The sequence below is a fragment of the Kitasatospora sp. NPDC048296 genome, assembly GCF_043201815.1.
Lineage (GTDB): Bacteria > Actinomycetota > Actinomycetes > Streptomycetales > Streptomycetaceae > Kitasatospora.
This window is the reverse complement of the sequence record NZ_JBICZB010000032.1, coordinates 1-18858: the sequence shown is the minus strand read 5'-3', so window position 1 is coordinate 18858 and position 18858 is coordinate 1. Positions and strand designations below refer to the sequence as shown.

The window sequence follows — 18858 nt, the reverse complement described above, 5'->3', positions numbered from 1 at the left end:
GCCTAGCGGTTCTCCCCCGGCACCCAGAGCACGTCGCCGCGCTCCTTGTTGGCCACCCGGGCCAGGATGAACAGCAGGTCGGAGAGCCGGTTGAGGTACTTCGCGGTCAGCGGGTTGACCGAGTCCCCGTACTCCGCGATCGCCGCCCAGGTGGAGCGCTCGGCCCGCCGCACCACCGTGCAGGCCAGATGCAGGTAGGCCGCGCCGGGCGTGCCGCCGGGCAGGATGAAGCTGCGCAGCTTCTCCACCTGGGCCAGGTAGTGGTCGCAGTCCCCCTCCAGCCGGTCGATGTAGGACTGCAGCACCCGCAGCGGCGGGTACTTCGGGTCCTCGACCACGGGGGTGGACAGGTCGGCGCCGACGTCGAACAGGTCGTTCTGGACCCGGGTGAGCACGGCCACCACGTCCTCGGCCAGCGAACCGGCCGCCACCGCCACCCCGATCGCCGCGTTCGCCTCGTTGGCGTCGGCGTACGCCATCAGCCGCGGGTCGGTCTTGGTGGTCCGGCTCATGTCGCCGAGCGCGGTGGTGCCGTCGTCCCCGGTACGGGTGTAGATGCGCGTCAGATTGACCATGCGGCCACCCTAGCCCGACAGGTTAGGCGACGTTAACCCTCTGGCCGGGCGGGGCGGCCTCCAGCCAGGCCAGGAAGCCGGTGAGCGCGTCCTCGCTCATCGCCAGCTCCAGCGGCGCCCCGTTGTGCAGGCAGCGCAGTACCACCGAGCCGGAGAGCAGCGCCAGCTCCTCCTGGCCCTCCGGGTAGCGCCGGCCGAGCACCTCGATCTCCCGGCGCGGCAGCACCTTGCGCGGGCGCGGCGCGTACGAGAAGACCCGGAACCATTCGATCGAATCGCCGCTGTACCGGCCGATACCAAAAACCCACCCCTTGCCGTCGGTCGGGGGGACCGGGGCTGAGGTGGGTTTGCCGTTCTCGTCGAGGTCGGGCTGCGTCGAGGCGTCGGCGGGCATTTTGAGCCGGTAGCTGCAGTCGAACGTGCCGCCGACCCGCTGGATCAGGCGGCGGCGCACGGCGAAGGCCATCAGGCCGATCACTCCCAGCGCCACGACCGCCGCACACACCACAAGCGCGAGGACCATGCTCACCTACCTCCTCGCTACCCGCGTTCCCCGTTACGGTCGTATGAAGCGACCGCGCTGACCTACCAACTACGACGACAGTCCCGGGGTCACGCTCGCGCGTCCCCGGGACCGTCGGTCGACCCCGCTAAGCCGGGGTCCGGCACACTCAGGCGTGGACCGTGAGGCCGCGCGCCGCGAACAGACGGACCTCGGCGCGCCGCTCGGCGTGCTCGTCCAGGTCCGACTTGGCCTTCTCCAGTGCGCGCTCGGCACGCGCGACGTCGATCTCGTCCGCCAGCTCAGCGATCTCCGCGAGCAGAGACAGCTTGTTGTCGGCGAAGGAGATGAAGCCGCCGTGCACAGCGGCGATCACGGTCCCGCCGTCCACCGTGCGGATGGTGACCGGGCCGGTCTCCAGCACGCTCAGCACCGGGGTGTGGCCCGGCATGATGCCGGTGTCACCGGAGGCCGTACGGGCGACGACGATGGTGGCCGCACCGGACCACACCTTGCGGTCGGCTGCGACCAGCTCGACGTGCAGCTCAGCCAACGTGGGCTCCTAGGCTCATGCAACGCCCGATTACTCGGGAGTTTCGGTAAGAATAACGGCCCCGCGCCCCCGGCATGAAACCGGCGGCACGGATTTGACCGGAATCACAGCCGATGCGACGTGAGGGGTGGACCCCAGGCTCGGGGGCCACCCCTCACGGTCACTCAGCTGCTACCGGCCGCGATTACTTCTTCGCCAGCTCGGCGGCGTTCTTCTCGAGGTCCTCGATGCCACCGCACATGAAGAAGGCCTGCTCCGGGACGGAGTCGTACTTGCCGTCCGCGATCGCGTTGAAGGCCTCGATGGTCTCCGACAGCGGCACGGTCGAGCCCTCGACACCGGTGAACTGCTTCGCCACGTAGGTGTTCTGCGAGAGGAAGCGCTCGATGCGACGCGCACGGTGCACCGTGATCTTGTCCTCTTCGGACAGCTCGTCGATGCCGAGGATCGCGATGATGTCCTGGAGGTCCTTGTACTTCTGCAGGATCCCCTTGGTACGCAGAGCCGTGTCGTAGTGGTTCTGCGCGATGTACCGCGGGTCGAGGATGCGGGACGTGGAGTCCAGCGGGTCGACGGCCGGGTAGATGCCCTTCTCCGAGATCGGGCGCGACAGAACGGTGGTCGCGTCCAGGTGGGCGAAGGTGGTGGCCGGGGCCGGGTCGGTCAGGTCGTCCGCGGGGACGTAGATCGCCTGCATCGAGGTGATCGAGTGACCGCGGGTCGAGGTGATGCGCTCCTGCAGGAGGCCCATCTCGTCGGCCAGGTTCGGCTGGTAGCCCACCGCGGAGGGCATGCGGCCGAGCAGGGTCGACACCTCGGAACCGGCCTGGGTGAACCGGAAGATGTTGTCGATGAAGAGGAGCACGTCCTGCTTCTCGACGTCACGGAAGTACTCCGCCATGGTCAGCGCGGACAGCGCGACGCGCAGACGGGTGCCCGGCGGCTCGTCCATCTGGCCGAAGACCAGCGCGGTCTTGTCCAGAACGCCCGAGTCGACCATCTCGTCGATGAGGTCGTTGCCCTCACGGGTGCGCTCGCCGACACCGGCGAACACCGACACACCACCGAAGTTCTCGGCGACGCGGTAGATCATCTCCTGGATCAGAACGGTCTTGCCGACACCGGCGCCACCGAACAGACCGATCTTGCCACCCGTGACGTACGGGGTGAGCAGGTCGATGACCTTGATGCCGGTCTCGAACATCTCGGTCTTGGACTCGAGGTCCTTGAACTCGGGGGCCTTGCGGTGGATCGGCCAGCGAACCTCGACCTGGGAGTCGAACTCCGCCTGGTCGACGTTCAGCACGTCACCGAGGGCGTTGAAGACCTTGCCCTTGGTGATCTGGCCGACCGGCACCGAGATGGCCGAGCCGGTGTCGGTGACCTGCGCGCCGCGGACCAGGCCGTCGGTCGGCTGCATCGAGATGCCGCGGACCATGCCGTCGCCGAGGTGCTGGGCGACCTCGAGGGTCAGGGTCTTCTTGCCGGTGCCGTCGGGGTTGTCCACCTCGACGTGCAGGGCGTTGTACATGTCCGGAATCGCGTCGACGGGGAACTCCACGTCGACGACCGGGCCGATGACCCGCGCGACGCGGCCCGTCGCCGTGGTCGGCTCAACAGTGGTGGTCATACTCATTCGCTCCCGCGGCTCGCGTCAGCGAGCGCGTTGGCGCCACCGACGATCTCGCTGATTTCCTGGGTGATCTCGGCCTGGCGGGCCGAGTTGGCAAGCCGCGTGAGCGACTTGATGAGCTCGCCGGCGTTGTCCGTCGCGCTCTTCATCGCGCGGCGGCGGGCGGCGTGCTCGGAAGCGGCCGACTGCAGCAGCGCGTTGTAGATCCGGCTCTCGACGTACCGCGGCAGGAGCGCGTCCAGGACGCCCTCCGCCGACGGCTCGAAGTCGTACAGCGGGAAGATCTCCGACTTGGCCGGCGACTGGTCGCTGAGCTGGGCCTCGTCCAGCTTCAGCGGCAGCAGCCGCGCCTCCACCGCGTTCTGCGTCAGCATGGACACGAACTCGGTCGAGATCAGGTGGAGCTCGTCCACACCGCCGGTCTCGGCCTTGAAGGCCTCGATCAGGTCGGCCGCCACGGTCTTCGCGTCACCGTAGGTCGGCTTGTCCGAGAATCCCGTCCACGAGTCCGCGATGGTCTGACCGCGGAACGTGTAGTACGAGACACCCTTACGGCCGATGATGTACGTCACCACGTCCTTGCCCTCGCCGCGCAGGCGCTCGGTGAGCACCTGCGCCGCCTTGATGGCGTTGGTCGAGTAACCGCCCGCCAGGCCGCGGTCCGCCGTGATCAGCAGGACGGCGGCGCGCTTGGCGTCCGGGTTCTCGGTGGTGAGCGGGTGCTTGGCGTTGGACCGGGTGGCCACCGCCGTCACCGCCCGGGTGAGCTCATCGGCGTACGGAGTGGAGGCGGCCACCGCGCGCTGCGCCTTGACGATGCGCGACGCGGAGATCATCTCCATCGCCTTGGTGATCTTCTTCGTCGCGGTGACAGAGCGGATCCGGCGCTTGTAGACCCGAAGCTGTGCTCCCATGGGTCGTTACGTCCTTTCCCTCGTTACCGGACTCAGGCCTGCTCGGAGAGCAGCTTGCCGTCAGCGGTCTGGTAACCCTGCTTGAAGGCCTCGATCGCGGTGGTCAGCGCGTCGACGGTACCGTCGGCGAGCAGGCCGGTCTCGACGATGCCGGCGAGCAGGTCCTTGTGCTGCAGGCGCACGTGGTCCAGGAACTCGCGCTCGAAGCGGCGGATCTCGGCGACCGGGACGTCGTCCAGCTTGCCGGTGGTGCCGGCCCAGATGGAGACGACCTGCTCCTCGACCGGGAACGGCTGGTACTGACCCTGCTTCAGCAGCTCGACCATGCGCGCACCGCGCTCCAGCTGGGCCTTGGAGGCCGCGTCCAGGTCGGAACCGAAGGCGGCGAAGGCCTCCAGCTCGCGGTACTGGGCGAGGTCCAGACGCAGACGGCCGGCGACCGAGCGCATGGCCTTGATCTGGGCGGAGCCACCGACGCGGGAGACCGAGATACCGACGTTCACGGCCGGGCGGATGCCGGCGTTGAACAGGTCGGACTCCAGGAAGCACTGGCCGTCGGTGATGGAGATGACGTTGGTCGGGATGTACGCCGAGACGTCGTTGGCCTTGGTCTCGATGATCGGCAGACCGGTCATCGAGCCGCCGCCCAGGGCGTCGTTCAGCTTGGCGCAGCGCTCCAGCAGGCGGGAGTGCAGGTAGAAGACGTCACCCGGGTAGGCCTCGCGGCCCGGCGGGCGGCGCAGCAGCAGGGAGACGGAGCGGTAGGCCTCGGCCTGCTTCGACAGGTCGTCGAAGATGATCAGGACGTGCTTGCCGTCGTACATCCACTCCTGGCCGATGGCCGAACCGGTGTACGGGGCGAGGTACTTGAAGCCGGCCGGGTCGGAGGCGGGAGCGGCCACGATGGTGGTGTACTCCAGCGCGCCGGCCTCCTCCAGGGCGCCGCGGACGGACGCGATGGTTGAGCCCTTCTGGCCCACGGCGACGTAGATGCAGCGGACCTGCTTCTCCGGGTCGCCCGAGCGCCAGTTGTCGCGCTGGTTGATGATCGTGTCGACGGCCACCGCGGTCTTGCCGGTCTGGCGGTCACCGATGATCAGCTGGCGCTGGCCGCGGCCGATCGGGGTCATCGCGTCGATGGCCTTGATGCCGGTCTGCAGCGGCTGCTTGACCGACTTGCGGGCCATGACGCCGGGGGCCTGCAGCTCCAGGGCGCGGCGGCCGCTGGCCGCGATCTCGCCCAGGCCGTCGATCGGGTTGCCCAGCGGGTCCACGACGCGGCCGAGGTAGCCGTCGCCGACAGGGACCGAGAGGACCTCGCCCGTGCGGCGCACGGTCTGGCCCTCTTCGATGCCGCCGAACTCACCCAGGACGACGACACCGATCTCGCGGGTGTCGAGGTTCAGCGCGAGGCCGAGCGTGCCGTCTTCGAACTTCAGCAGCTCGTTCGCCATGACCGAGGGCAGGCCCTCGACATGCGCGATGCCGTCCGCCGCATCAGTGACCGTGCCGACCTCTTCCACAGAGGCGGCGTCCGGCTGGTACGACTGGACAAAGTCGGCCAGCGCGTCCCGGATCTCCTCCGGACGGATCGTAAGCTCCGCCATCAGGCTTCCCTGCTCTCCTAGTTTGCGATCCTCGGCCCGCCATTGAGGGCCGCAAGTACTCGACTCTCGGCCGGGTCGTATGAACCGGCCGTACGATTTGCCGGCTCCTTGGGGAACCGGTTTCCCGACCGAGGGTCGGATGTGCTGCTTGGGTGCTCAGCCTTCGAGCGACTGGCGAGCGCCTTCGAGGCGGCTCGACACGGTGCCGTCGACGATCTCGTCGCCGATCTGCACCCGGACACCGCCGACGATCTCGGGGTCGATGTCGATGTTCAGGTGGATCTGACGGCCGTACATCCGGCCCAGAGCACCGGACAGGCGCTCCTTCTGGGTGTCCGACATCGGCACCGCGCTGGTGACCAGGGCCACCACGCGGCCGCGGCGCGCGGCAGCGACCTTCGAGTAGGACTCGAGGCCCTGCTCCAGGCTACGGCCACGCGGCATGTTGACGAGGGCGGTGACCAGCCGGACGGTGCTGGCGTTGGCGCGGCCGCCGAGCAGCTTCTTGATCAGCTCGGCCTTGGCGACGGCGCCGGCCTTCGGCTCGGTCAGCGCGGCGCGCAGCTCGTGCGAGCCGCTCACCACCCGGCCGAAGCGGAACAGCTCGTCCTCGACGTCGTCCAGGACGCCGACCTTGTCCGCGGCGATGACCTCGGCGTACGCGGCGAGCTCCTCGGTCGCGTCCACCAGGTCACGCGAGCCCGACCAGCGGGAGCGGACCAGACCGGAGACCAGGTCGACGGCCTCGCCGGAGACCTGACCGGTCAGCAGCGAGGTGACCAGCTGAGCCTTGTCCTGGCCCGACCGGGACGGGTCGGTCAGGACGCGGCGCAGCGAGACCTCGCGGTCCAGTACGGCCGTGACGGCGGTGAGCTCCTCGGCGAGCTTGGCCGCGTCCACCGAGGTGGAGTCGGTCAGGCTCTCCAGGTTCTGCCGACCGGCGGCAAGAGCCTCGCGGCTGGCGCCGATCACTTGGCCGCACCCTGAGCAACGGCGGCCTTGGCCTCCAGCTCGTCCAGGAAGCGGTCGATCACGCCGCTCTGCCGGGCGTTGTCCTCAAGGGACTCGCCGACGATGCGGGAAGCCAGCTGGGTGGCCAGCGAACCCACGTCCTGGCGCAGGGCGGCAGTCGCCTGCTTCTTGTCGGCCTCGATCTGGGCGTGACCGGCGGCGACGATGGCCTCGCGCTGACGCTGGCCCTCCTCGCGCATCTCGGCGAGCTGGGCAGCGCCCTGCTCGCGAGCCTGCTCGACGATGCGAGCAGCCTCGTGACGGGCCTCGGCCAGCTCGGCGCGGTACTGCTCAAGCACGGCCTGGGCCTCCGCCTGAGCGGTCTCGGCGCGCTCCATGCCGCCCTCGATCGCGTCCCGACGCTCCGCCAGCACCTTCTCGATGGTGGGGAGGAGCTTCATGCCGAGGAAGCCGAAGACGATGAAGAAGCAGAGCAGGCCGATGATGACCTCGGGCCACGCGGGGATGAGGGGGTTCATCTCCTCCCCCTCTGCCGCGATGAACGCGAGCGACATATCTGGACCTTTCGTCGGAAGCGACTAGCGCAGGGTCACTTGGTGCCGAAGACGAACGGCATAACGATGCCGACGAGCGCGAGCGCCTCGGTCACGGCCAGACCGATGAACATGTTGGTGCGGACCAGACCGGCGGCCTCGGGCTGACGGGCCATGGCCTGGACGCTGTTACCGAAGATGATGCCCAGGCCGATGCCGGGGCCGATGGCCGCAAGACCGTAACCGAGGGAGGCGATGGAACCGGAGACCTCAGCGAGGTTCTGCATCTCAATCTGTCCTTATGCGTGGTGGGACCGGTGGTGGTTGGCCACCGGGAGTCTTGGTCGGGAGTTGCCCGCGCGGGCCGGCGCTGACGGTGCGGCGCCGGTTCGACGTCAGTGCGCTTCTTCGAGCGCTCCGCCGATGTACGTGCTGGCGAGAAGAACGAAGATGTACGCCTGAAGGAACTGGATCAGCAGCTCGAAGGCGGTCAGGGCCAGCGTCACGGTGAACGAGGCGCCGGCGTACAGCGCGCCGATGCTCGGAGTGAGCAGGTACCAGGAGGCGACCGAGAACATCACGATCAGCAGGTGACCGGCGAACATGTTCGCGAAGAGTCGCACCGCGAGAGTGAAGGGCCGCAGGAAGATGTTCGAGACGAACTCGATCGGCACCAGGATGAACATGACCCAGCCGGGCACACCCGACGGCCAGCACAGGTTCTTCAGACCACCGACGAAGCCGTGGGTCTTGAAGGTCAGGCCCATGTAGGTGACCCAGATGACGGCGGTCAGTGCGGCCGGGAATCCGATGGCGGCGGCAGCCGGGAACTGGGCGAACGGGATGATCGACATCACGTTCAGAACCCAGATGAAGAAGAACAGTGACACCATCATCGGGACGTACTTCTGTCCCCGCTTGCCGATGGAGTCGAGCACGATGCTGCGCTTGACGAACTCGTAGCCGATCTCGGCGACCAGCTGCAGCTTGCCCGGCACGAGCTTCGGCTTGGCGAAAGCAGCCCAGAAGAAACCGATCACCAGCAGTGCGACGATCATCGACAGCAGCATCGGCTTGTTGAACTCGACGCTGCCGATCGTGAAGATCGGCTTGAACTGGAACTCGTTCAGGCCGGGCGCCGGGAAGCCGCAGCCGGAGAACAGGTGGCAGTTGGCCTCAGAGGCAAGCTGCGTGAGCCTGTCAGCACTCACCACGGACTCCTTCGTCGTGACACATAGTTACGGCAACCTCGGTGTGTCGGCGCGGCCCTCGGCCACGGTGCGGCACTTTGACTGGATTCTTGTCTCGCGAGCCGGTGGGGGCGGGGCCGGCGCCGAAGCGCGGCCTCCGCGCGGCCGGCGGTGTGGAGACGGGTGGGGTCTGGAGCGCCATCCGTCCGATCAGCGGAACGATCCAGTCGCATGCCACACCCCGTGGCTGCCCCGGACGATAGCAGTCCGCCGCCAGGGCACCGGACACCGCCCCCTCCCCGGAGGGGGGAGGCAGCAGCGTCACGGTTGACGCTCCGCGGATTTCCCCTTGCCGGAGGAGGAGTCGGTCTCCACGTAGAAGATCTTGGCCTTCATCCCGATGCGAACCACCGCGACCGTCCAGACCAGCGTGCATCCCAGCACGGTGAGTCCGAAGACCTTGGTGTCGAAGGCGGTCGTCCCCTTGAAGACCGCCAGCACGATCCCCACCAGCAGGATCTGCCCCATGTAGACCGACATGGCCACCGGCATCAGCAGCTGGGGATTTCCCCTGCTCAGGCGATCAACGGCGGCTTGGCCGACACTGAAGAAGGCGATCACCAGCAGGACTGCGAACAGCGCGCCGTACAACCCCTTGACTCCTACGACCGCAGTCGAGATCGCCATAGCGGCGATTCCGGCGCACGCAGTAGGGATTGCGGCGCCGCGGATGATCCGGGCGTCATGGGACGGCATGTCGTCAACTCCGGCGGCATGTCGGGTCAAAGGGCGTGGAACAGCTCAAGGGCGTGGAACAAGGTGAATACCTGACAAGCACTCACATCAAGGACCGGGAGGCCGACCTACACGGCAAGTCCTCGTTGCTCGAGAGGTTACTCGAGCATGCCCCGGGGCTCCTCGTGAACGATATCACAAGCTATTTGATGTGGTCTTTACCCTGCCGGTGTGCTTCTCGCCACACCGGTGGCCCAACAGTGTCACCCGTACGAGCGAAGCGCTTGCGCCACATGGATCGGGGCCGGGCGCGTGATCGCGCCCGGCCCCGACGGTGAAAGCCCTCAGACCGCCCAGGTCGGCCTCTCGGTGATGGTCAGAACAGCCACGGAACAGGTCCAGCCCGGGCCCGAGGAGGTGAGCAGGACGTTGTCACCCGGGACGAGTTCCCCGGTGCGCACCAGGTGCTCCAGGGTCACCACCACGTCGGAGGCGCCCATGTGCCCCATGGCCTTGCCGAAGTCCCAGGCCGAGTGGTCCATCGTCAGTCCCAGCGGCTGCATCATCGCCTGCTCGATCATGCGGCCGTCGAGGTTGATCGAAATGACCTTCTTGATGTCCGACGCGTTCAGGTCGGCATCCACCAGACAACGGAAGATCAGGTTCAGGTCGAAGACGGTGAGCTTTTCCAGCACCTCCGCCAGCGTCATCGTCTTCTCGTTGAAGGACGTCGCGCGGCTGCTCACGTCGTACGGGTTTCCGTCGGTGTTCTGCGGGGCCAGCAGCGAATCCTCACCGCGGTGCCACTGCTCGAGCTCGGAAAGCGTTCCGGAATTCACCGAGCGCACCTCGGCGAACCCGTACTCGCCGCTGACGACCATCGAGGAGGCGCCGTCGGCGAGGATGTACGCCGGGCCGAAGCCCGTCCAGCGGTCCAGCAGCGGCGTGGTCCAGTTCTCGCCCGTGGTGAGCAGCACGCTCTTCGCCCCGGCGGCACCGGTGACCTGGCCGACCGCGACCTCCAGACCGGCCAGCATGCCGTTGCAGCCCTGGCGCAGGTCCAGGCTGGGGATGCCGCTCACACCCAGCTCGCGCAGCAGGTAGCCGGGCGGGTAGGAGCCCTCGGGGCCCTGGAAGAACACGCCACTGTGGATGTGCGACTCGATCGAGCCAGTGTCGTACTTCGACCGCTCCACCGCGCTCCTGGCGGCGCTCACAGCCATTTCCAGGGCCGGCACGTCGCCCGCGGCGTGCGTCCCGGTCAGGCCGTTCCCCGCCTGGATCTCAGCGTTGTAAACGCCGTCGGCCACGGCCTGCTCGGCACTGACCCACTCCGGCAGGTGAACACCGACCGACTCGATGTAGACGCCTGAAACGCGCATTTCTTCCCTCATTTCTGATACGAACTGCTGATCGCCGCCGGCAACCGCTGCCGTGGCAGGTACGAACGGGTCAGCCCCCGAGAATCTCGTCCCTCAGGAACTGCGCCAGCGCGACCGGCGAAGCGTGGTCGAACACCACCGTGGCCCGCAGCCGCAGGCTCGTGGCGACGTTCAGACGGTTGCGCACCTCCACCGCCGACAGGGAGTCGAAGCCGAGTTCCTTCAGTCCCCGGTCCGGCTGGACCGTGTCGGTCGACGCGTGGCCCAGCACCGCCGCCACCGTCGTCCGGACCAGGTCCAGCAGGAAGGCCTCCTGCTCGGTCCGCGCCATGCCGGCCAGCCGCCGCCGCACCGTGTCCGGGGCCGGCGCCGCACCGTCGACGACCCTGCGGGTGGTCACCCGCACCAGGCCTCGGAACAGCGGTGCCAGCTCCCGCGACCGGGCCGCCGCCCGCAACGCCGCGAAGTCCAGCCGGGCCGCCACCACGGTGGGCGCCCCGTCCCGCAGCGCCGCATCGAACAGGTGCACGCCCTCGTCGGACGCCAGCGGCGCCACGCCCACCCGGGCCAGCCGACCCAGGTCGGCCGCTTCCAGGTGTCCGGTCATCCCGCTGCGCTCGGCCCACAGGCCCCAGGCAACCGCCACCGCGGCCCCGCCCTGGGCGCGCCGGTGCTCGGCCAGGGCCTCCAGGAACGCGTTTGCGGCCGCGTAGCCGCCCTGGCCCGCCGTGCCGAGCGTGCCCGACAGTGAGGAGAACAGGACGAACGCCGACAGGTCGAGGCCGGCGGTGAGCTCGTGCAGGTTCCAGGCCGCGTCGGCCTTCGGGACCATCACCGCGTCGAGCCGGTCCGGCGTCAGCGCGGAGAGCACCGCGTCGTCCATCACGCCCGCGGCGTGCACCACGGCCCTCAGCGGGTGCTCCGCCGGGATCCCGGCCAGCACGGCGGCCAGCGCGGCACGGTCCGAGGTGTCGCAGGCGGCGAGCGTGACGGTCGCACCGAGCCCGGTCAGCTCGGCCCGCAGGTCAGCGGCACCGGGCGCCTCGGCGCCACGCCGGCTGACCAGCAGCAGGTACCGCACCCCGTGCGCGGTGACCAGGTGCCGCGCCACCAGGGCGCCGAGGGTCCCGGTGCCGCCCGTGATCAGCACCGTCCCCTCCCGGTCCAGCGGAGCGCCGGCCGGCGCCGTGGCCGCCTCGGCCCGGGTCAGCCGCGGCACCAACACGGCACCCCGGCGCAACGCCGCCTGCTCCTCGGCCCCGGCCAGGACACCGGGCAGGGCCTTCCAGGAGGCGCGGTCGCCGTCCACGTCGACCAGGCCGAACTGGCCCGGGTTCTCCGACTGGGCGGAGCGGATCAGGCCCCAGACCGGCGCGGCGGCCAGGTCCGGCGAGGCCGGAGCGGTGCCGTCGCCCGCGGCCGCCGCCGCGTCCCGGGTGAGGAAGACCAGCCGGGAGCCGGCGAGGCGGTCGTCGGCGAGCCACGAGTGCGCCGTCGACAGCGCCTCCGCGGTCAGCGCGCGCGCGGCCGCGGCCGCCGACTGTCCGCCGCCCGCCTGGGCGGCGGACACCGTGCCGGCCAGGACCACGTCCGGCACCGGGCGGCCGTTGTCGAGCGCCTTGCCGAGCGATGCGAGGTCCGGGTAGGCCTCGATGTACGTCCCCGCTGCCATCAGGGCCGCCCTGACTTGCAGGACGTCCTCACCCAGCAGCGCCAGCCGCAGCCCGCCCGCCGGGGCGCCGGCCCCGTCCCCGGCCTCCGTCCACTCCAGCCGGAACAGCGACTGCCGCGCGCCGTCCGGGGCCGCGAAGGTGTGCCCCGGGGGCAGCTCGCGGACGGTCAGCGCCTCGACGGTGGCCACGGGCTCGTTGTCGTGGTCGGCGAGGACGAGGGTGTAGGTGCCGGGCTCGGTCGTGGGCGCCAGGTGGGCGCGCAGCGTCGTGGCGCCCACGGCGTGGAGGGTGACGGAGTGCCAGGCGAAGGGCAGCGGCCTGGCCTCGGGGGTGCGGACGAAGACGGTGTGCAGTGCCGCGTCGAGGAGGGCGGGGTGGAGACCGAACCCGGCGGCCTGGTCGTGCAGGGGCTCGGGCAGGGCGATCTCGGCGTAGACGTCCTCCCCCTGGCGCCAGGCGGCCCGCAGTCCCTGGAAGGCAGGGCCGTAGCCGTAGCCCGCCCGTTCCAGCACGGAGTAGAGGTCGGAGACCTCCACCGGGGTGGCGCCGCTGGGCGGCCAGACCGCCGAGGCCGCGGCCGCTGCGGGCGGGGCGTCGGCGCCCAGGGTTGCGGTGGCGTGCGTGGTCCAGGCCTGACCGTCGACGTCCGTGTCCGGCCGGGAATGGATGGTCAGGGCCCGCCGGGCGGTCTCGTCCGGGCCGTTCACGGCGATCTGGAGGCGGACGGCCCCGTGTGCGGGCAGGACGAGGGGGGCGTGGAGCGTGAGCTCCTCGACCAGCTCGTAGCCGACCTGCTCCCCCGCCTGGAGCGCCAGTTCGACGAAGGCGGTGCCGGGGAGGATGACGGTGCCGTTGACGGCGTGGTCGGCCAGCCACGGGTGGGTGGCGAGGGACAGCCGGCCGGTGAGCAGCAGGCTGTCCGTACCCGGCAGCTCGATGACCGCGCCGAGCAGCGGGTGGACGGTGCTCGTCAGACCCGCCGAACTCACATCCGCAGCGACGCCGGCCACGGGGGTCGGGTCCAGCCAGTAGCGCTCCCGCTGGAAGGCGTAGCCGGGCAGCGTGACCCTCTCACCGCCCCTGAGCAGGGCGGTGAGGTCGGTGGTGTGGCCGTGGGTGCGGAGGGTCGCCAGCGAGGTGAGGAAGCGGAGGAGGCCGCCTTCCTCGCGGCGCAGGGTGCCGGTGCTCAGGACGGTCTCCGCGGCCCCGACCGCCTCGGCGGTCTGCTCGATGCCGTAGGTGAGGACGGGGTGGGGGCTGACCTCGACGAAGGTGGTGTGGCCGAGCTCGATCAGCGACTGCACGGTCTCCTCGAAGCGGACCGTCTCCCGCAGGTTCCGGTACCAGTAGGCGGCGTCGAGGGCGCTGGTGTCGGTCTCCAGCGTGGTGACGGTGGAGTGGAACGCGATGTCACCCTCACCCGGCTGGACGGGGGCGAGGAGGGTGGCGAGTTCGGTCTCCAGCTCCTCGACCTGGGAGGAGTGGGAGGCGTAGTCGACGGGGATGCGGCGGGCGCGGATCTCGGCGGCCTCGTAGTGCGCCTGGAGGGCGTCCAGGGCGGCGGTCTCGCCGGAGACGACGATGGAGGCGGGACCGTTGACGGCCGCGATGGCGAGTCCGCCGTCGGGGCGGGTGGCGAGCTCGGCCTCCACCTCCTGCCGGGACAGGGGGACGGAGAGCATGCCGCCGCGTCCGGCGAGGGCGGTGATGGCCTTGCTGCGGAGGGCGGCGATGCGGGCGCCGTCCTCCAGGGAGAGTCCGCCCGCGACGACGGCGGCGGCGATCTCGCCCTGGGAGTGGCCGATGACGGCATCGGGCCGCACGCCGTGGGCCTGCCACAGTGCGGCCAGCGACACCATGACGGCGAACAGGACGGGCTGGACGACGTCGACGCGCTCCAGCGTCGGCGCACCCTCGACCTGGCGCAGGACACCGGTCAGCGACCAGTCCACGAACGGCGCCAGCGCCTCCTCGCACTCCGCGATCCGCTGCGCGAACACCGGCTCGCTGTCCAGGAGTTCGACCGCCATCCCGACCCACTGCGAACCCTGACCCGGGAACACGAACACCGTGCGGCCCGGCTCACCCGCGACGGTCCCGCGGACGACACCGGCGGCGGGCACGCCTTCGGCGAGTGCGCGCAGTCCGTCCAGGAACCCGTCCCGGTCGGAGGCGACCACACCGGCCCGGTGCTCGAACACCGAACGCGTCGTCGCCAGCGAGAACGCCACATCCACCGGACGCAGCTCGGCATCCGCCTCGACGTGCTCCAGCAGGCTCCGGGCCTGACCCTGCAGGGCCTCCGGGGTCCGGCCGGAGAGGAACCACGGCAGCACCGCCGAGGGCTCGTCAGCCTCCGCCGCGGGAACGCTCGTCGGGGTGGGGGCCTGCTCGATGATGACGTGCGCGTTGGTGCCGCTGATCCCGAAGGAGGACACCGCCGCACGGCGCGGCTCGCCCGTCTCGGGCCAGGCGGTGGCCTCGGTCAGCAGCTCGACCGCGCCCGCCGACCAGTCCACCTGCGGGGTGGGCTCGTCCACGTGCAGCGTCTTGGGCAGCACGCCGTTGTGCATCGCCATGACCATCTTGATCACACCACCGACGCCGGCTGCGGCCTGGGTGTGGCCGATGTTCGACTTCAGCGAGCCCAGCAGCAGCGGCCGGTCGGCCGGGCGCTCCCGCCCGTAGGTGGCGATCAGGGCCTGCGCCTCGATCGGGTCACCCAGCTTGGTGCCCGTGCCGTGCGCCTCGACCGCGTCTACCTGGCCGGCCGTCAGACCCGCACTGGCCAGGGCCTGGCGGATCACGCGTTGCTGGGACGGACCGTTGGGCGCGGTCAGGCCGTTGCTGGCACCGTCCTGGTTGACCGCACTCCCCCGCACGACCGCGAGCACCCGGTGCCCGTTGCGCTCGGCGTCCGACAGCCGCTCGACGAGCAGCATGCCGACGCCCTCGGACCAGCTCGTGCCGTCCGCCGCGGCGGCGAAGGACTTGCAGCGGGCGTCCGGCGAGAGCGCGCGCTGGCGGCTGAACTCCACGAACGGCAGCGCCGTGGACATCACGGCCACACCGCCGGCCAGCGCCAGGTCGCACTCGCCGCTGCGCAGCGCCTGCACCGCCAGGTGCAGGGCCACCAGCGAGGACGAGCACGCCGTGTCCACCGTCACCGCCGGGCCCTCGAGGCCGAAGGTGTACGAGAGGCGGCCGGAGGCGATGCTGCCCGCGCTGCCGTTGCCCAGGTAGCCCTCGAAACCGTCCGGGATGGTCGTCATCCGGGACGCGTAGTCGTGGTACATCAGGCCGGCGAACACACCGGTGCGGCTGCCGCGCAGCGACGCCGGCTCGATCCCGGCGCCCTCGAACGCCTCCCAGGAGGTCTCCAGCAGCAGGCGCTGCTGCGGGTCCATCGCCAGTGCCTCACGCGGCGAGATCCCGAAGAACTCCGCGTCGAAGTCGGCCGCGTCGTGGAAGAAGCCGCCCTCGCGGACGTACGACTTGCCCTGCTGGTCCGGGTCCGGGTCGTACAGGTTGTCGAGGTCCCAGCCCCGGTCGGTGGGGAAGCCGGAGATGGCGTCGGTGCCGTCGGAGACCAGTCGCCACAGGTCGGCCGGGGTTCGCACGTCGCCCGGGAAGCGGCAGCTCATCGCGACGATGGCGATCGGCTCGTCGTCCGCGATCGCCACCGGCACGACGACGCCCGGACCCGCGTGCTGCGTCACCCCGCCCGTGGCGGCGGCGGTGACGGTCGCGTCGTCCTGGTCGGCCATCACCTCGTCGCACAGGAAACGGACCAGCGCGGAGGGCGACGGGTAGTCGAAGAGCAGCGTCGACGGCAGGCGGAGCCCGGTCGCCGAGTTCAGCTGGTTGCGCAGCTCGATCGCGGTGAGCGAGTCGAAACCGAGCTCCTTGAACGCCAGGCCCGGCTCCACCTCGTCCACCGAGGCGTGCCCGAGAACGGCGGCGATCTGGGCACGGACCAGGTCCAGCACCACCTTGTCCCGCTCCGCACCCGGCAGGCCGGCCAGCTGCGACCGCAGCGGCGAGCCCCCCGGGGCCTGCTGCCCACCCGCACCGCCGCCCCTGGCGGCACGCCGCTCCGGGGCGCGCACCAGGCCGCGGAGCACCGCGGGCAGTGCGTCGGAACCGGCCTGCCCGCCGAGCCCTTCGGTGTTCAGCCGGGCCAGCACCAACGCCGGCTCGTCCAAGCCCAGCGCGACGTCGAACAGGGACAGGCCCTCCTCCGACTCCATCGGCAGGAGACCGGTCCGCGCCATGCGCTGCAGGTCCGCCTCCGCCAGGTGACCGCTCAGCGCGCTGCGCTCGGCCCACAGGCCCCAGGCCAGCGCGGCGGCCGGGAGGCCCCGCGAGCGGCGGCGCTGGGCGAGCGCGTCCAGGAAGGAGTTCGCCGCTGCGTAGCCGCCCTGTCCGGCACCGCCGAGCGTGGCGGAGACGGAGGAGAACAGGACGAAGGCCGCCAGGTCGAGGCCCTCGGTGAGTTCGTGGAGGTTGACGGCCGCGTCCACCTTCGGGCGCAGCACCGCGTCGACGCGGTCGTCGGTCAGGGAGGAGATGACACCGTCGTCGACGATGCCGGCGACGTGGACCACCGCGGTGAGGGGGTGCTCGGCTGGGACCGCGGCGAGCAGGGCGGCGAGCGCCTTGCGGTCCGCCGTGTCACAGGCGGCGAGCGTCACGCTCGCCCCCGACTCCTCCAGCTCCGCCACGAGTGCGGACGCGCCGGGGGCGTCGGCACCGCGCCGGCTGGTGAGCACCAGGTGCCGGACGCCGTACTCGGCCACCAGGTGCCGGGCGAGCAGGGCACCGAGCGTGCCGGTCGCACCGGTGAGCAGCACGGTTCCCTGCGGGTCGACCGGCCGCGGCACGGCCGCCGGGACCACCGCGTGCGCGGCCAGCCGCGGCACCAGCGTCCGACCGGCGTGGACCGCCAGCTGCGGCTCCCCGCCGGCCAGCGCCTTGGGCAGCGCGCCGTACGAGGAGATGTCGCCGTCCAGGTCGGCCAGGACGAAGCGGCCGGGGTTCTCGGACTGCGCGGAGCGCACCAGGCCCCAGACCGCTGCCCCGGCGAGGTCCCGGACGTCCCCGGTGGGCTCGGTCGGAACGGCCCCGTCAGTCAGCAGGACCAGCCGGGAGGACGCCAGCCGGTCGTCGGCGAGCCACTCCTGCAGCAGCTCCAGCGCGCGGTGCGTGGCCTCCCGGACGTCCGCCGGCAGGAGGGTGAGCTCGTCGACCGCGGTCCCGGTCCCGCCGCTCGGCGGGAACGCGGCGATCACCACCGCCGGGGCCGGGGTCCCCCAGGCCAGGGCGTCACCGAGTGCCGTGAGGTCCGGGTAGCACGTCACCTTGTGCCCGGCCATCTCGAAGGCACCCGCCAGGCCCAGCTCGTCGTCCCCCAGCACCGCCCAGCCGTCGACGGCGGACGGGCTGTCGGCCGCCGGGGCCGGGACCCAGTTCACCCGGTACACCGACTCCTGGCCGTGCGTGCCGGCCGCTGCGGCGCGCAGCTGCTCGGCTGAGATCGGGCGCAGCACCAGCGAGTCCGCGAGGGCGACCGGACGACCGCTGCCGTCCGCAGCCGCCAGCGACACCCGGTCGTCACCCGTCCGCGACAGGCGCACCCGCAGGACCGGGGCGCCCACGGTGTAGAGGGTGACCCCGCTCCAGCTGAACGGCAGCAGGACCGAACCCTCCGGCCCTCCCTCGACCAGCAGGCCGAGCGCCAGCGCGTGCAGCGCCGAATCCAGCAGGGCCGGGTGCAGACCGAAGCGCCCGCCGTCCTGCTCGGACGGCAGCGCCACCTCGGCGAAGACCTCGGAGCCCCGCTGCCACAACGCGCGGACGCCCTGGAACACGGGACCGTACCCGTAGTGCCGGTCGGCGAGCCGCTCGTACAGGTCCTCCACCCCGACCGCCGTCGCGTCGGCGGGCGGCCAGCTGGAGAGGTCGAAAGACTCCGTCGGCCGGACCGGCGCAACGGCACCGGAGGCGTGCCGGGTCCACGGCTCGTGCTCGGCGGCGCCCTCGGGCCGTGAGTACAGCGCGACCGTTCGGCGGTCGTCCTCGTCGGCCGCGCCCAGCACGAGCTGCAGGTGCACGCCGCCCTCGGGGTGCAGGGCGAGCGGCGCCTCCAGCGTCAGCTCGTCGAGCCGGCCGCAGCCCACCTGGTCGCCCGCGTGGAGGGCGAGTTCGACGTAGGCGGTGCCGGGGAGGACGACGGTGCCGCTGACGGCGTGGTCGGCCAGCCACGGGTGGGTGGCGAGGGAGAGCCGGCCCGTGAGCAGCAGGCTGTCGGAGTCGGCGAGACCGACGGCGGCACCGAGCAGCGGGTGGTCGGCCGAAGCGAGGCCCAGGGCGGCGACGGAACCCGAGCCGGACGGCGCGTTGTCGAGCCAGTAGTGCTGGTGCTGGAAGGCGTAGGTGGGCAGGGTGACCTGGCGGCCAGCCGCGAGGAGGGTGGTGGGGGTGCCGTGGGTGTGGAGGGTGGTGAGGGTGGTGAGGGCGGTGGTGGTCTGGGGGCGGTTGGCGCGCTGGAGGGCGACGGCGACGGAGGTCGTGGTGTCGTCGTGGGTGT

Annotated in this window: 13 protein-coding genes; all 13 read right to left on the bottom strand. The window is 70.9% G+C overall.

What is annotated here, in order from left to right:
• Nucleotides 1-2: 2 nt before the first annotated feature.
• Nucleotides 3-575 (bottom strand): cob(I)yrinic acid a,c-diamide adenosyltransferase, encoded by a 573-nt coding sequence (locus tag ACGF12_RS20190; protein WP_393031564.1) that lies wholly within the window; start codon nt 573-575, stop codon nt 3-5.
• Nucleotides 576-597: 22 nt separating this feature from the next.
• Complete coding sequence (locus tag ACGF12_RS20185) at nt 598-1098, bottom strand: DUF2550 domain-containing protein (RefSeq protein ID WP_030057523.1); 501 nt, start codon at nt 1096-1098, stop codon at nt 598-600.
• Nucleotides 1099-1246: 148 nt separating this feature from the next.
• On the bottom strand, nt 1247-1630 hold the full coding sequence (locus ACGF12_RS20180) for a F0F1 ATP synthase subunit epsilon (RefSeq protein ID WP_393031561.1): 384 nt from the start codon (nt 1628-1630) through the stop codon (nt 1247-1249).
• A 184-nt stretch (nt 1631-1814) separates the two neighbouring features.
• Nucleotides 1815-3260 carry a F0F1 ATP synthase subunit beta gene (gene atpD / locus ACGF12_RS20175; RefSeq protein WP_393031558.1) on the bottom strand — a complete coding sequence of 482 codons (1446 nt, stop codon included), beginning with the start codon at nt 3258-3260 and terminating at the stop codon, nt 1815-1817.
• A gap of 2 nt (nt 3261-3262) precedes the next feature.
• Nucleotides 3263-4177, bottom strand: coding sequence for a F0F1 ATP synthase subunit gamma (locus tag ACGF12_RS20170; protein ID WP_393031555.1), 915 nt, complete (start codon nt 4175-4177; stop codon nt 3263-3265).
• A 32-nt stretch (nt 4178-4209) separates the two neighbouring features.
• Nucleotides 4210-5784, bottom strand: a complete 1575-nt coding sequence (gene atpA, locus ACGF12_RS20165) for a F0F1 ATP synthase subunit alpha (protein ID WP_393031552.1) — start codon at nt 5782-5784, stop codon at nt 4210-4212.
• Between the two features lie 156 nt (nt 5785-5940).
• Nucleotides 5941-6756, bottom strand: a complete 816-nt coding sequence (locus tag ACGF12_RS20160) for a F0F1 ATP synthase subunit delta (RefSeq protein ID WP_393031549.1) — start codon at nt 6754-6756, stop codon at nt 5941-5943.
• The gene (locus ACGF12_RS20155; protein WP_393031546.1) at nt 6753-7310 is read right to left on the bottom strand and encodes a F0F1 ATP synthase subunit B; all 558 of its coding nucleotides are present in this window, start codon (nt 7308-7310) and stop codon (nt 6753-6755) included. The genes ACGF12_RS20160 and ACGF12_RS20155 overlap by 4 nt, the downstream gene beginning before the upstream one ends.
• Before the next feature lie 35 nt (nt 7311-7345).
• Nucleotides 7346-7576 (bottom strand): ATP synthase F0 subunit C, encoded by a 231-nt coding sequence (gene atpE / locus ACGF12_RS20150; protein WP_393031543.1) that lies wholly within the window; start codon nt 7574-7576, stop codon nt 7346-7348.
• Nucleotides 7577-7684: 108 nt separating this feature from the next.
• Nucleotides 7685-8500 (bottom strand): F0F1 ATP synthase subunit A, encoded by an 816-nt coding sequence (gene atpB, locus ACGF12_RS20145; protein ID WP_393031541.1) that lies wholly within the window; start codon nt 8498-8500, stop codon nt 7685-7687.
• A gap of 300 nt (nt 8501-8800) precedes the next feature.
• Nucleotides 8801-9235 (bottom strand): hypothetical protein, encoded by a 435-nt coding sequence (locus ACGF12_RS20140; protein ID WP_393031538.1) that lies wholly within the window; start codon nt 9233-9235, stop codon nt 8801-8803.
• Nucleotides 9236-9558: 323 nt separating this feature from the next.
• Entirely contained in the window at nt 9559-10596 is a 1038-nt protein-coding gene (locus ACGF12_RS20135; RefSeq protein WP_393031535.1) for a ketoacyl-ACP synthase III family protein, read from the bottom strand.
• 70 nt (nt 10597-10666) lie between these two features.
• On the bottom strand, nt 10667-18858 hold an 8192-nt coding region (locus ACGF12_RS20130; protein ID WP_393031532.1), incomplete at its 5' end, for a type I polyketide synthase.